This window comes from Rhodococcus phenolicus (genome assembly GCF_001646785.1).
Taxonomy (GTDB): domain Bacteria; phylum Actinomycetota; class Actinomycetes; order Mycobacteriales; family Mycobacteriaceae; genus Rhodococcus; species Rhodococcus phenolicus.
In genome coordinates this window covers 1-13,628 of sequence record NZ_LRRH01000037.1, presented here as the reverse complement: position 1 = coordinate 13,628, position 13,628 = coordinate 1, and the positions used below count along the sequence as shown (strand labels likewise).

Annotated in this window: 12 protein-coding genes; 4 read left to right on the top strand and 8 right to left on the bottom strand. The window is 69.0% G+C overall.

All coding sequences use genetic code 11. The features are described from left to right. Positions 1–22: 22 nt before the first annotated feature. Positions 23–1,312, bottom strand: a complete 1,290-nt coding sequence (locus tag A8G15_RS11390) for an MFS transporter (RefSeq protein WP_068159151.1) — start codon at positions 1,310–1,312, stop codon at positions 23–25. A 32-nt stretch (positions 1,313–1,344) separates the two neighbouring features. Beyond that, a complete protein-coding gene (locus A8G15_RS11385) occupies positions 1,345–2,289 on the bottom strand; it encodes an NAD-dependent epimerase/dehydratase family protein (RefSeq protein ID WP_068159149.1) in 945 nt (314 codons plus the stop codon). A gap of 153 nt (positions 2,290–2,442) precedes the next feature. Here A8G15_RS11385 and A8G15_RS11380 point away from each other — a divergent pair, with 153 nt between their 5' ends. Further along, a complete protein-coding gene (locus tag A8G15_RS11380) occupies positions 2,443–3,180 on the top strand; it encodes a TetR/AcrR family transcriptional regulator (protein WP_068159279.1) in 738 nt (245 codons plus the stop codon). Between the two features lie 21 nt (positions 3,181–3,201). After that, a complete protein-coding gene (locus A8G15_RS11375; RefSeq protein WP_068159147.1) occupies positions 3,202–3,810 on the top strand; it encodes a YqgE/AlgH family protein in 609 nt (202 codons plus the stop codon). A 63-nt stretch (positions 3,811–3,873) separates the two neighbouring features. Here the strand turns inward: A8G15_RS11375 and gad are convergent, their stop codons facing one another. From gad to A8G15_RS11360, 3 genes are all read right to left on the bottom strand, one after another. Further along, positions 3,874–5,229: a glutamate decarboxylase gene (gad, locus tag A8G15_RS11370; RefSeq protein ID WP_068159145.1), complete on the bottom strand. Its 1,356-nt coding sequence runs from the start codon at positions 5,227–5,229 to the stop codon at positions 3,874–3,876. 143 nt (positions 5,230–5,372) lie between these two features. Beyond that, positions 5,373–6,335 (bottom strand): DUF1648 domain-containing protein, encoded by a 963-nt coding sequence (locus A8G15_RS11365; protein ID WP_068159143.1) that lies wholly within the window; start codon positions 6,333–6,335, stop codon positions 5,373–5,375. Between the two features lie 55 nt (positions 6,336–6,390). Further along, on the bottom strand, positions 6,391–6,795 hold the full coding sequence (locus A8G15_RS11360; protein WP_068159141.1) for an SdpI family protein: 405 nt from the start codon (positions 6,793–6,795) through the stop codon (positions 6,391–6,393). Between the two features lie 105 nt (positions 6,796–6,900). Between A8G15_RS11360 and leuS the strand changes: the two genes are divergently transcribed. Further along, a complete protein-coding gene (gene leuS / locus A8G15_RS11355; protein WP_068159139.1) occupies positions 6,901–9,750 on the top strand; it encodes a leucine--tRNA ligase in 2,850 nt (949 codons plus the stop codon). A gap of 177 nt (positions 9,751–9,927) precedes the next feature. Then, complete coding sequence (locus A8G15_RS11350; RefSeq protein WP_068159137.1) at positions 9,928–10,314, top strand: VOC family protein; 387 nt, start codon at positions 9,928–9,930, stop codon at positions 10,312–10,314. 87 nt (positions 10,315–10,401) lie between these two features. Here the strand turns inward: A8G15_RS11350 and A8G15_RS11345 are convergent, their stop codons facing one another. The 3 genes from A8G15_RS11345 to A8G15_RS11335 form a co-directional block, all read right to left on the bottom strand. Next, positions 10,402–11,439, bottom strand: a complete 1,038-nt coding sequence (locus tag A8G15_RS11345) for a crotonase/enoyl-CoA hydratase family protein (protein ID WP_068159135.1) — start codon at positions 11,437–11,439, stop codon at positions 10,402–10,404. Further along, positions 11,436–13,094 (bottom strand): acyl-CoA dehydrogenase family protein, encoded by a 1,659-nt coding sequence (locus A8G15_RS11340; protein ID WP_068159134.1) that lies wholly within the window; start codon positions 13,092–13,094, stop codon positions 11,436–11,438. Before A8G15_RS11340 ends, A8G15_RS11345 begins: the two co-directional genes overlap by 4 nt. Positions 13,095–13,108: 14 nt before the next feature. Continuing rightward, a partial coding sequence (locus A8G15_RS11335) for an enoyl-CoA hydratase-related protein (protein WP_245687808.1) occupies positions 13,109–13,628 on the bottom strand: 520 nt, incomplete at its 5' end.

Below are 13,628 nucleotides of genomic sequence, written 5' to 3'. Positions count from 1 at the left end.
GAACCTAGCAAACCGGGCTTGTTCACATCCGGAGGCGGCGCACCGCGAGCACCCCGGCGAGTCCGGCGAGATAGATCCCGACGCCCGTGACGGCGAGGCAGGGCGACCGGCCGTCGGGGGCGACGAACACGGCTGCACCGGCGATCGCGGCGAGGAACGCGATGTTGAACACCGTGTCCTGGAGTGCGAAGACTTGCCCGCGCCGGGCGTCGTCGATCTCGATCTGCATCGCGGCGTCGCCCGAGAGCTTGACGATCTGCCCGGCGAGACCGAGCAGGAAAGCCGCGACGAGCAGCGCGGTCTGGGTGAGGAGGGTGACGAACAGCAGCTGCACGATCGCGGCCGTCAGCAGTGCCCCGGTGATCGTGCGGGGCCGCCCGGCTCGGGGCAGGAGGATCGGGGTGACGATCGCGGCCACGAGCATGCCCGCGGCGGTCGCCGCGACCGCAACACCGAATCCGGCGAGCCCCTCGGCCGCGGAGCCGGCGTCGCTCCCGCGCAACACCAGGACCATGATCAAGGTGTTGATGCCGAAAACGATTCGGTGGGTGCCGATTCCGATGATGGCGACGGTGACGCCGGGGGCCTGCCAGACCGCGGTGGCGCCGGTGCGGAGCCCGTCGACGACGGAGCGGAGTGCCGAGCGCGGCAACGTCCGGTCCGGGCCGAGGCCGTGCCTCGCGAAACCTCCGGCGGCGGCCGCCGCGACGACCGAACCCGAGGCCCCCAGCGCGACCGCGACTCCCGATCCCGTGTCACCGGCGCCGACGATCCCGATGGTGCTCACCGCGACCGCGGCGCCCGCGGCCGAGACCCCCGAGCCGACGGTCGCGAGCACGGAATTGACGGGTACCAGCCAGGATTGCGCCACGGTGTGCGGGAGCGACGCGGAGACCCCGGCGAGCACGAACCGGCTCACGCCGACCGCCGCGAGCGCCAACAGCAGAAGCGTGGTCTCCCCGCCGCCGGTCAGCAGGACCGCGGCGGCGGCGAGGATGAACGCGCCGCGCAGCGCGTTGGCCCACAGCAGCACGAGGCGTCGGTCCCACCGGTCGAGCAGGGCACCGGCGAACGGTCCGACGACCGAGTAGGGCAGCAACAGGACTGCGAACCCGGCGGCGATGGCGGCCGGATCGGTGTGCCGTTCGGGATTGAACAGGATCGCGCCGCCCAGGGCCGCCTGGAACAGTCCGTCACCGAACTGGCTCGCGAAGCGGACAGTGGTGAGCCGGGCGAGGTCCGGTGAGTGACGGAGAGCCGTCGCTGTGGATCGCCATGCCTGCCGCTTGGACTCCTGCACGATGCACGACATTATCCCCCGCCGCGCGCTTCGAGACACGGGTGTCAGGCCGCGGTTCGCTGCTCGCGCCACCACCGCACGGTTTCGGCGGCCGCCGTCGGCAGCGGTGTCGCCGTCACGCCGAGCGCCTGCTCGCTGCGCCGCGAATCCATGACGAACGGATCGGTGAACTGGTACATCATCTCCGCCAGTTCCCGCAGGTCGCGGTTGACCAGTCCCCCGCCGCGCAGAACCCAGGCGGGAATGGTGCCCACCTTCGGGACGGGCACGCCCGCCGCGGTGGCGAGGGCGGTGACCATCTCGCGCTGGGTGACCGCGGGTGCGGTGGGTGCGTGCACGACGGTGTTCCACACGGCGGGGGTGTCGGCGGCGGCGATCATCGCGGCGGCCAGGTCCGGTACGTAGGTGAACGAGTGCGGTACGTCCGCCGCGCCGAGCACCCGCGGGGTGCGGCCGGCGAGGATGGTGGGAACCATGCGTTCACCGGCGTGGGCGTTGAGGGCGCGGGGACCGAAGTAGTCGGATGCGACGACGCTGACCGTCGGCGTGTCGTGTGCGGCCCGCTCGGCGAGCAGCCGGGTGCGGATTCCGCGCTTGCCGGTGGTCGCGGTGCGCGGCGAGTCCTCGTCCATGAGCCGGTCCGGTTCGCTGTACGAGTAGAGGCTCTCCGGGAAGACGACGACGGCCCCGGCTCGCCCGGCCGCGTCGAGGACGGCGCGTTCGGCGGGCGGGAGTTCGCGTTCCCAGGCATCGGCCCGGTAGGCGGATCCGTGGATGCACATGTGGACGGCGGTGACGGTGTCGTCGCCGAACGCCGCGGAGAGGGCGGCGGGGTCGGAGACGTCGGTGCGAACCCGTTCGACGAGCGGATGGTCCGGCCCGCTCCCCGAGCGGGTGAGGACGCGGACGCGTCGTCCCCCGTCGGCGAGCTGCTGGGCCACGGTCCAGCCGATGGGTCCGGCGCCGCACACGATCTGGAGATTCGTCATGGTGTCCTCGCTCTGCGTTCGAATTGTGAGCACTGCTCTCGGAATGGATCGAGCATGCTCCACCCCGCACGCGCTGTCAAGAGCAGTGCTCACATTTGCTTACGGTGCTCGCATTTGTTGACAGTGCTCACAGAGAAGGGCAGGCTCGGCACCATGGCAACGACACCGCGCGCCCGCGCCAGGGCGCAGACGATGGCCGACATCCTGCGCATCGGCCGCGAACACCTCGCCGTGCACGGCGCCGCCGCGTTGTCGCTGCGTGCCGTCGCACGCGACCTGGGCGTCGTGTCGTCCGCCGTCTACCGGTACGTCGCAAACCGCGACGAACTGCTCACCCTCCTCGTCGTCGACGCCTACGAGGAACTCGGCAATGCCGTCGACACCGCCGTGGCCGTCGTCGACCCGAACGACGCGCCCGAACGCTTCCGTGCACTCGCCCGCGCGGTCCGGCGGTGGGGACTGCGCGAACCCGCGCGTTACGCGCTGTTGTTCGGCAGTCCCGTGCCCGGGTACCGCGCGCCAGCCGAACGGACCACCGAGCCCGGTACCCGGGTCGTGGTCCGTCTCGTCGCGATCCTCACCGGCGCCTACGCGGCCGGCGCGCTGGATGTGCCGGCCGCGGCCGAGATCCCCGGCGCCCTGCACGCCGATCTCGACCGGATCCGCGCCGAAACCGGCACCGATCTCCCCGACGCGGCACTGACCCGGGCCGTGCTGCTGTGGACCGCACTGTTCGGGACGGTGAGTTTCGAAGTGTTCGGCCAGTACGGCGAGCGCACCTTCACAGCTGCCGACGAGCTGTTCGAGCACCACCTCGCGATCCTCGCCGGGACGGCCGGGCTCACGACCGCACCGGCAAATCGTGAGCCGGGCTTACGAGCATCGGAGTGACGACAGTGGGATGATGGTCCGGTGGCGCAGCACCAGGACGAACCCGAGGACCGAACGGCGCCGGCAACACCGAACGTGCGGGCCGGGAGCCTGCTGGTGTCGGCCACCGACCTCGTCGAACCCACCTTCCGCCGCACCGTCGTCTACATCGTCGAACACAACGAATCGGGCAGTTTCGGTGTGGTGCTCAACCGTCTGAGCGACACCGCGGTCGGTGCGGTCCTGCCCCGGTGGGTGCCCCTCGCCGCCGAACCGAAGGCCCTGTTCGTCGGTGGCCCGGTACGGCGCGACTCGGCACTGTGCCTGGGAACCCTCCGTGCCGGGGCAACCGCCGACGGCGTACCCGGACTGCGCCGCATCGACGGTCGCGTCGTCATGCTCGACCTCGACTCCGACCCGCACGTCGTCGGACCGCTCGTCGAAGGCGTCCGGATCTTCGCCGGCTATGCCGGGTGGAGCGCCGGCCAACTCGACGGCGAACTGAAGAACCGCGACTGGATGGTCCTGTCGGCGCTGCCGCAGGATCTCCTCGTCCCGGTCGGTCCCGATCTGTGGGCCCGCGTCCTGCGGCGCCAGCCGCTGCCGCTGGCTCTGCTCGCGACGCACCCCATCGAGGTCGAACGCAACTGACGTGGGCCTGCGGCCCGGTGTGCCTTTTCGGCGCCGGGAGCCGCCGAAAAGGCACACCAGCCGTCAGTGGGCGAAATGCTGTTCCGTCGAGTGCTTTCCGGGTCCCTTGGCGCGCAGTTCGTCGCACACCTCCACGAGGTCCAGGTGCAGCATCCGGGCCAGATCGGCACTGAACCCCTCGCGCACGACGATTCGCAGCACCGCGACGTCCTCGGCCTTCGCCGGCATCGTATACGCGGGAACCTGCCACCCCCGGGCCCGCAGTTCGTGGGAGACGTCGAAGACCGTGAAGCCCGGATCGCCGGTGAGTTCGAAGGCGATGACCGGGATGGCCGTGCCGTCGGTGATCACGTTCATGCCCTCGATCCCGGCGATCTCCCGGGACAGCCGGATCGCGGTGGTCCGGAGCGTGGTCATCACCCGCTGATAGCCGGCGTGCCCGAGCCGCAGGAAGTTGTAGTACTGGCCGACGATCTGGTTGCCGGGGCGCGAGAAGTTCAGGGTGAACGTCGGCATGTCGCCACCGAGATAGTTGACTCGGAACACCAGGTCCTCGGGCAGTGCCTCGCGGTCGCGCCACACCACGAACCCGATGCCGGGATAGGTCAGGCCGTACTTGTGGCCGCTGACGTTGATGGACGCCACGCGCGGTACCCGGAAGTCCCATTCGAGCTCGGGATGCAGGAAGGGCACGACGAATCCGCCGCTGGCCGCGTCGACGTGCAGCGGCACGTCGGGGCCTCCCGACGCGGCGACATCGTCGAGGACCGCGGAGATCTCCGACACCGGTTCCAGCTCACCGGTGTACGTGGTGCCGAGGATGGCGACGACGCCGATCGTGTTCTCGTCCACTGCTTCTCGTACCTGCTCCGGCGTGATCGAGTAGCGTCCGCGTTCCATCGGAAGATACTTCGGCGTCACGTCGAAGTATCGGCAGAACTTCTCCCACACCACCTGAACATTGCTTCCCAGAACAAGATTCGGCCGGGAGGTGTCCCGTCCGGCCGCCTCGTGACGTTGTCGCCAGCGCCACTTGAGTGCGAGTCCGGCGAGCATCACCGCCTCGCTCGAACCGATCGTCGAGACACCCGTCGCCGACGACGGATCGAACTCGGTGAGCCCCGGCGCGTTGAACAGGTCCGCGACCATCGACACGCAGCGTTCCTCGATCGCCGCGGTCGACGGGTACTCGTCCTTGTCGATGAGGTTCTTGTCGAACGTCTCCGCCATGAGGCGGCCCGCTTCCGGTTCCATCCACGTCGTGACGAAGGTCGCGAGGTTGAGCCGGGAACTGCCGTCGAGCATCAGTTCGTCGTGGATGAACCGATACACCGCGTCCGGTTCCATCGAAACCTGCGGCAGTTTCGCTGCGGGAACCGGGTCGGTGTCGAGGCGGCTCGTGTATGCGGGGGCGAGCATTCCGTCGGGATGTGATCGTTTCCGATGACTCACTGGAACCTCCGGGGGTCCGGTCGACTGTGCTCCATGGAAATTCGTGTTCCATTGAACCGGACCGGCCCGGGCGCCGTGCCCCGTTTCCGCCGCTCGATCCGTGCGAGGGGTCAGCGGACGCGCGCGTCGGCGAGGCTGTTGAGCGCCCCCGCGATCTCCTGCGCCCGATCCGTGGTGACGGTGAACTCCTGCCCGCCGGCGGTGGTGAACACCAGGGCCGGGCCCGTGTTCGTGACCAGTCCGTACCGGCCGCGACCTTTCGACCGGAGCCCCCAGCCACCCCAGTCCTGGAACGGCCGGGTCTCGGTGACCTTCGCGCCGATCATCTCCTCGAGGCCGTAGTCGATCGCTGTCATGCCCAGGTTGCGGACGCGGATGCCGGCCTCGTCGACGGTCACGCGGAACCGCAGCAGACTCAGCACCAGCACCCCCACCGGCAGGAAGACGGCGAGCGGCCACCAGGATCCGGCGGCGGCGCACACGATCACGGCCGGTCCCAGCACCACCAGAGCCAGCACCGCGGTGGTGCGCGTGCCCGTCCCGACCTGATCGACGATCGGCAGTTCGACGCGACCGCGCGGCAGCCGGGCGTCGGGCGCGCCGGCCGCCGGCACCCGCTCCCGGTAGTCCCGCAGCAGCGCGGCCCCCACGAAGCCGGTCGCGACACCGATCAGGATTCCGAGACCGATGGACCACATCGGCAGTTCCGCCTGCGTCGCGTCGGGCAGGTCCAGCTGAGCTGTCAGTATCGTGACGTGGAGTGTGGCCAGCAGCCCGGTGACGCCGAGACCGACGACGAGCATGTAGCGCCGCATCATCAGCAGGGCCTGCGCGAGGGCCGCGATGGCGCTGCATCCCCCGCCGACCAGCACGATGATCAGGGCCATCGTCCACGCGTTCGACATGGGTGAGGAGAACCCGTCCGGATTCGGACCGGACCAGTGCGTCGCGATCTCGGCGGGGAGGCGAGGCTCCCACACGACCGTGAGCAGTACCGCGGCCACGGCGGTGACGAGCGGAAGCGCGATGCCGAACAGGGCACCGGCGGGGTCGATGATGCGGTGGGTCGTCACGGGCTCAGCGTAGGGACTGCCGGACGATCCGCGAACGTTCCCGGCTACCGGGTCGTCATGCGGTGGGTTCGCACGCGCCGCGGAGGCTGCACGCCCCGCAGGAGGTGCCGCAGCCCGCGGTCTCGTCGGGCTTGGTCGCCGCGGCCACACGTGCCGCGATGGATCCGCCGGCTCCGGCCGTGGCGAGCGCCGCCACGACAGTGACGACGACAGCGATCACACCGGCGACGGTCGGCAGGGTCAGTGCGGCGACACCACCGGCGACGAGCAGCACGGCGGAACCGAGAATGCTGGGGGCCGCGACCTTGTTGGCCAGCGCGAACGTCTCGTCGTCGCGCAGGGTGTCGGCGGTACGGACACCGGCCCAGCGGTTGCGCCCGAGCCGTCCGGTGAGCCCGGCGACGGCGACGACACCGACAGCGAGCGCGAGTACGAACAGCACGATGGCGACGATCAACACGGCGACCAGGATACCGCCCTGACGCGGGCACCGGTCCGGTCGGGTTCGGTGACGTTCTACCCTGGTCGGAGGTAACAGACGTCAGCCAAGTAGATAGCGACCGCCGTGACTCGTCCTGATCAGACTTCCACTCCGCCGTCCGACGCCACCCCGCAGCATCGGTACACCGCCGAGCTCGCCGGGCGGATCGAGCAGCGCTGGCAGGAACTGTGGCGCGACCGCGGCACGTTCGACGCGCCGAACCCGGTCGGCCCGCTGGCCGGTGACGTGCCGGCCGACAAGCTGTTCGTGCAGGACATGTTTCCGTACCCGTCCGGTGCCGGCCTGCACGTCGGGCATCCGCTCGGCTACATCGCCACCGACGTCTACGCGCGCTACCACCGGATGCAGGGCCACAACGTTCTGCACACTCTCGGCTACGACTCGTTCGGCCTGCCCGCCGAGCAGTACGCGGTGCAGACCGGTACGCATCCGCGGACCACGACCGAGGCGAACATCGCCAACATGAAGCGGCAGCTGCGCCGCCTCGGCCTCGGCCACGACGAGCGTCGCGCCGTCGCGACCACCGACGTCGACTTCTACCACTGGACCCAGTGGATCTTCCTGACCATCTACAACGCGTGGTACGACCCGCAGGCCGGTAAGGCCCGCCGCATCTCGGAACTCGAGTCCGAACTCGAGTCCGGCGTCCGTTCGCTCGACGACGGCCGCGACTGGGCTGCGCTGTCGGACGCCGACAAGCTGGCCGCGCTCGACGGCTACCGCCTCGTGTACCGCTCGGATTCGCTGGTCAACTGGTGTCCCGGTCTGGGCACCGTGCTCGCCAACGAGGAGGTCACCGCGGACGGCCGCTCCGAGCGCGGCAACTTTCCGGTGTTCCGGAAGAATCTGCGGCAGTGGATGATGCGCATCACCGCGTACTCCGACCGTCTCATCGACGATCTCGAGTTCCTGGACTGGCCCGACAAGGTCAAGACGATGCAGCGCAACTGGATCGGCCGCAGCCACGGCGCCCAGGTGAAGTTCGCCGTCGACGGCCACGGTGACGCCGCGATCGAGGTCTTCACGACCCGCCCCGACACGCTGTTCGGTGCCAGTTACGTGACGCTCGCACCCGAGCACGCCCTGGTCGACGAGATCGTCGCCGGCGCATGGCCCGAGGGTGTCGACGAACGCTGGACCGGTGGCGCCGCCGCCCCGGCCGAGGCCGTCGCCGCATACCGTGCATCCATCGCCGCCAAGTCCGATCTGGAGCGGCAGGAGAGCAAGGAGAAGACCGGCGTCTTCCTCGGCGCGTACGCCGTGAACCCGGTCAACGGTGAGAAGCTGCCGGTGTTCATCGCCGACTACGTGCTCACCGGCTACGGCACCGGCGCGATCATGGCCGTGCCCGGCCACGACCAGCGCGACTGGGAGTTCGCGACCGCGTTCGGCCTGCCGATCCGCGAGGTCATCGCCGGCGGCGACGTCACCGCCGAGGCGTACACCGGCGACGGCGCGCTGGTGAACTCGGACTACCTGAACGGGCTCGACGTCGCGGACGCGAAGAAGGCGATCGTCGCGAAGCTCGAGGAGTCCGGTGCGGGCACCGGCACCATCCAGTACAAGCTGCGTGACTGGCTGTTCGCGCGGCAGCGCTACTGGGGCGAGCCCTTCCCGATCGTGTACTCCGCCGACGGCCGCCCGCACCCGCTGCCGGAATCGATGCTGCCCGTTGAGCTTCCGGATGTGAAGGACTACGCACCGGTGTCGTTCGACCCGGACGACGCCGCATCGGAGCCGTCGCCGCCGCTCGCGAAGGCGACCGAGTGGGTCGAGGTGGACCTCGATCTCGGTGACGGCCTGCAGCGCTACACCCGCGACACGAACGTCATGCCGCAGTGGGCGGGCAGCTCGTGGTACCAGCTGCGCTACATCGACCCGACCAACCCGGACGAGTTCTGCGCCAAGGAGAACGAGGCCTACTGGACCGGTCCGCGACCGGAGATCCACGGCCCGAACGACCCGGGTGGCGTGGACCTGTACGTCGGCGGCGTCGAGCACGCCGTGCTGCACCTGCTGTACGCGCGCTTCTGGCACAAGGTGCTGTTCGACCTCGGCTACGTCACGTCCTCGGAGCCGTACCGTCGCCTGTTCAACCAGGGCTACATCCAGGCGTACGCGTACACCGACGCGCGCGGCGTCTACGTTCCCGCCGACGAGGTCGAGGAGCGCGACGGCGCGTACTTCCACAACGGTGAGCAGGTCGACCGCGAATACGGGAAGATGGGCAAGTCCCTCAAGAATTCCGTTGCGCCGGACCAGATCTGCGACGACTTCGGAGCCGACACGCTGCGCGTGTACGAGATGTCGATGGGGCCGCTGGACCAGTCCCGTCCGTGGGCGACCAAGGACGTCGTCGGTGCCCACCGATTCCTGCAGCGGGTGTGGCGTGCCGCGATCGACGAGGAGACCGGCGCGCTGCGCGTCACCGACGCCGACCCGGCGGAGGACACGCTGCGTGCCCTGAACCGGACCATCGAGGGCGTGTCCGACGACTACGCGCATCTGCGGGACAACACCGCGATCGCGAAGCTCATCGAGTACACCAACCACCTCACCAAGACGTACCCGGACGGAGCGCCGCGCGCCGCGGTCGAGCCGCTCGTGTCGATGCTCGCGCCGGTGGCTCCGCACCTCGCGGAGGAGCTGTGGTCGCGGTTCGGGCACACCGAGTCGCTCGCGCACGGCCCGTTCCCGGTCGTCGACGAGAAGTGGCTCGTCGAGGACAGCGTCGAATACCCGATTCAGGTCAACGGGAAGGTGCGCAGCCGCATCACGGTTCCGGCCGACGCGAAGCCCGACGCGATCGAGGCGGCGGCGCTGGCGGACGAGAAGATCGTCGAGTTGCTCGCCGGTGCCGCGCCGCGCAAGGTGATCGTGGTGCCCGGCAAGATGGTCAATGTCGTGAAATAGCGTGGTACGCCACGTTCGAGACCGCGAGGGACCCTGTGCGACGGACTGTCGCCGGGGTCCCTCGCCGTCGGCGACCTACTTGCGGATCGGGAGACGAGGCGGTACTTCTGGATACAGCGTCGCGTGTCGATGACGGACTGCGTCAGGCATGGAGGCGTCGAACTGCAAGGGGTTTCCTTGACCATCTCGCTCGATCACACCATCGTTGCCGCGAAAGACAAGCAGCACTCGGCGTACTTCTTCACCACCCTGTTCGGGCTTCCGGACCCGGTGCCGGCCGGTCGTTTCCTCGCGGTCCGGCTCGCCAACGGTGTCACCCTCGACTTCGCCGAGCCTCCCGGCGACCTCGACATCCATCCGCAGCACTACGCGTTCCTGGTGTCGGAGAACGACTTCGACGACATCTACGGGCGAATCCTCGAACGCGGGCTGGAGCACTGGGCCGATCCCCGGCAGTCGGCACACGGCATCAACCGCAACGACGGGGGCCGGGGCACCTATTTCCTCGATCCGGCGGGGCACTACCTCGAGATCATCACCAGGCCCTACGGCTCGGGCGGCTGAGCGCCGGACGCTCACAGGAGGCTCTGCCAGTCGGTACTGCGGTCGGGTCTGTTTCGAAGGGCGCCCTCGTGCCGGGTCGATGTGCGGTCACAGGTCTGCGCCTCGGTTCGGGCCGGCGTCCGGATCGGTGCGGTGCCTGGCCTCCCCGTACGGCCCGTCCCGCTCATCCACGGCGTTGCGGAAACCCGTTCGGGCCGATCGGAGCTGGAAGGCATATCCCTCGCTGGTGTGGCGAGCGATACCGTCGAAAACGGTGCTGATCATGCCGGAGTTGGCCACTCCCTGCGCCAGCAGGGCGCTGTTGAGGGCCAGTTTCGTCATGATCAGCTGATTGATCGGTACGGCTGCGATGCGGGCCAGGAGGTTCTCGGTCCTCTCGTCGAGCAGGTCCGCCGGTGGGGCCTCGACCGCGAGTCCCCATTCCGCGGCCTGGGCTCCGGTGATGCTGTCACCGGTGAGGAGCAGACGTTTGGCACGTTGATCGCCCAGTCGGTGGGCCCACATCCCTGCTGCGGGCACGCCCCACACGCGCGTGGGTGGGTAGCCGATTCGGGTGTCGTCGGCGCAGATGATCTGATCGGCGTACAGAGCGATGTCTGTGCCGCCGGCTATGGCGAAACCGTGCAGTTTCGCGACGGTCGGTTTGTTCGCGTACAGGAGGCTGGCGAAACCGCGATTGAAGCGACTCATCATCTGATAGTCGATCATGGGATCCCATGTGCCGGACGGATCGTGATTGCGTGCCTGCACCACCGGGTCGATCACGGTTCCGGCGAGATCGGGCCGTTCCTCCGGGGAATCCGCGTTCTCGGCGTACACGGACAGGTCGTAGCCACCGCAGAAGCCTTTGCCGCGCCCGGAGACGACGATGACATGGACACGTGGGTCGAGATCGGCGTGCTCGACCGCGGCCGCGAGTTCGACGGGTGTATCGGCGGTGATGGCATTCCCGTGTTCGGGACGGTTGAAGGTGATCCGCGCGATCCGGTCGGTGACCCGGTAGGTCAGGGTCCGGTAGTCGATGCTGCGGTCGGCCGGCGTTCGGCCGGCGAACTGGCTCCTGCCGGTGAGAGGTTCGCGCCAGGCGGAGGGCCGGGCGCCGGGGTTGTCGTCGAACGAGGTCATCGGTGTGCTCCTGTCTTCGGGGTGGCGCGGTCGATCAGAGTGCGGGTGTCGACGTGGCAGGGCAAGGTACCGAAGACGTCTCCCCGGTCCCCCTCGAGGCGGGTCCTGGTGAACGCGTCCGCGACCGCGGGATGGCCGAACCGCACGAGAAGGGAGCCCTGCAGAACCGCAGCCATGTCGCCCACGATGCGGCGAGCGCTGTACTGCAGCGCGTTCGGGTCGGCGGGATCGACCCCGGACAGGCTCCTTTCGAGTCGGGCCACTGCGTTGTCGAGGTGCCGGTCTGCGCCCGCCGCGCTCTTGACTTCGTCGAGGAGGACGCCGAGTGTCTCGGGTTGCCTGGCGAGGGCGCGCAGGGCGTCGAGTGCGGCGACGTTGCCCGAGCCTTCCCAGATCGACATCAGAGGTGCCTCCCGGTAGAGGCGAGGCATCCGGGACTCTTCGACGTAGCCGTTTCCCCCGAGGCACTCGAGAGCCTCTGCCGCATGGACGGGCCCCCGTTTGCACACGTGGTACTTGGTGACGGCGAGACCGATTCGTCGCAGGAGGGCCGAGCGATCGTCGCCGCCGACGGCGCGGTCGGTGAGGTGGGCGAGCCACAACGCGACCGTGGTGGCGGCCTCGGCCTCGACGGCGAGGTCCGCCAGTACGTTTCGCATCAGCGGTTGCTCGTTGAGACGCGCCCCGAACGCCGAACGGTGGGCAGCGTGATGCGCTGCCTGCGCGACACCGGTCCGCATGGCGGTGGCAGTGCCCAGGACGCAATCGAGGCGGGTGAGGTTGACCATCTCCACGATGATCTTCACGCCTCGTCCCTCGTCGCCGACCGGCCAGCCGATCGTCTCGTCGTACTCGACCTCACTGCTGGCGTTGGAGCGGTTGCCGAGCTTGTCCTTGAGCCTCTGCAGGTTGAAGGTGTTACGGGTGCCGTCCGGCAGAACCCGCGGGACGAGGAAGCACGACAGCCCGTTCGGCGCCTGAGCGAGGACGAGGAAGAGATCGGACATGGGGGCCGAGGTGAACCATTTGTGGCCGGTGATGCGGTAGGTGCCGTCGGAACAAGGGAGCGCATCCGTGGTGTTGGCCCGAACGTCGGAGCCGCCCTGCTTCTCGGTCATCGACATCCCGGCGAGGAGGCCGCGTTTGGTCATCGGCTCGCGCAGCTCCGGATCGTACCGAGTTGCGCACAGAAGCGGTTCGTACAGGGACGCCAGCGACGGGGCCGCGCGGAGAGCGGGAACGACGGAGTAGGTCATCGATATCGGGCACCCGTGTCCGGCGTCCACATGACTCCACACACTGAACTTCAGCGCACGGATCAGGTGCGCGTCGGGGCGCGGATCCATCCACGGGGCGGCGTGCAGCCCGTGGCGCACCGCATGCCCCATCAACTGGTGGTATGCGGGGTCGTACACCACCTCGTCGATGCGATTGCCGTAGCGGTCGTGTGTTTTCAGGACCGGAGGGTGTGCCTCCGCCCGATCGCCCAGGGCGAGCGCTTCGGCGGAGCCGGCGAACCTGCCGAGGGCGCGAATCTCCTCCACCGACGAGGCGTCCATTCGGGATCTGCGCAGCGCGCCGGCGATCACCGGTGAGTCCGTTGCGTCGACATCGACGAGCGGTGGAACCTGATTGGTCACCTGATGTGTAGGCAATGTCGTTGCTCCTTCTACCGGTGGTCGATCGATCGGTCGGTGAACTCGCCGTGGCGCCCGGCATCGTCGGTGAAACGCTGTGCGCCCGCGCGTGCGTCTGCGGTCACCGACGCGACGGGACGGCCGGTGAGGATCGGATCCATCGCCCGGCTCGTACCGATGAGGCGGGGAAGCCGGACGGTGCCACCGTCGATGAGTGGGACTCCCCACCGTCGGCAGAACAGGCCGAGGACCGCATCGGCGGAGGCGACCCGCAGGTCCGCCCACCCCGCCGGTTCCAGCCCGCCCACGACGGCGTGACCCTCGATCGCGGCGATGACCGGCTTCGTCGGTTGCATCCGTGTCACACCCAGAGGAGCGTCGCCGTCGGGAGCGAACCGATTGGGCAGCCCGCCGGCAACCGACTTCAGATCGGCACCGGCGCAGAATGTTCCGCCCATGCCGTGGAGAACGGCCACGGTCGCGTGCTCGTCTCCGTCGAAAACCCGGAAGGCGTCGGCCAGCGCTTCTGCGGTGGTGCAATCGGCGGCGTTG

Bases quoted from the DNA above. Each gene is read 5' to 3' on its own strand.
- A8G15_RS11390 (WP_068159151.1), bottom strand. From the start codon at position 1,312: ATGTCGTGCATCGTGCAGGAGTCCAAGCGGCAGGCATGGCGATCCACA.
- A8G15_RS11385 (WP_068159149.1), bottom strand. From the start codon at position 2,289: ATGACGAATCTCCAGATCGTGTGCGGCGCCGGACCCATCGGCTGGACC.
- A8G15_RS11380 (WP_068159279.1), top strand. From the start codon at position 2,443: ATGGCAACGACACCGCGCGCCCGCGCCAGGGCGCAGACGATGGCCGAC.
- gad (WP_068159145.1), bottom strand. From the start codon at position 5,229: ATGCTCGCCCCCGCATACACGAGCCGCCTCGACACCGACCCGGTTCCC.
- A8G15_RS11345 (WP_068159135.1), bottom strand. From the start codon at position 11,439: ATGACCTCGTTCGACGACAACCCCGGCGCCCGGCCCTCCGCCTGGCGC.